The 510-nt window shown below is 48.2% G+C and carries 1 protein-coding gene; it reads left to right on the top strand.

What is annotated here, in order from left to right; genetic code table 11:
* On the top strand, positions 1-510 hold a 510-nt coding region (locus tag R7190_RS31030), incomplete at both ends, for an AAA family ATPase (protein ID WP_318138361.1).

The raw sequence follows: 510 nt of genomic DNA, 5'->3' as shown, positions 1-510 counted from the left end.
AAGCGCGGCGAAAGCTCTGGCCCGGACGTGTCTCGTGAAGGTGTGCAACGTGACTTACTTCCTCTGATTGAAGGCAGTACCGTTTCGACAAAACACGGCATGGTAAAAACAGACCACATTCTGTTTGTTGCATCCGGTGCATTCCAAGTTGCCAAGCCATCTGATCTCATTCCAGAACTGCAAGGCCGTCTGCCAATCCGTGTGGAATTGGAAGCACTGAGCAGCCACGATTTCAAACGCATTCTGACCGAACCTAAAGCGTCATTGACTGAGCAATACATCGCGTTGATGAAGACAGAAAACGTCGATATCGAATTTACCGAAGACGGTATCACGCAAATCGCAGAAGCGGCATGGACGGTAAACGAAACCACAGAAAACATTGGTGCTCGTCGTCTACATACCGTGATGGAACGTCTGATGGACGAAATCTCTTACGATGCAGCAGAGCAATCTGGTGCTAAGTTTGTGATTGATGCAGCTTACGTTAAAGAACGTTTAGGTGATACG

The sequence above is a fragment of the Vibrio sp. 1078-1 genome (assembly GCF_033340475.1).
The sequence above is the reverse complement of the archived record's forward strand: the minus strand, read 5'-3'. Positions and strand labels throughout refer to the sequence as shown.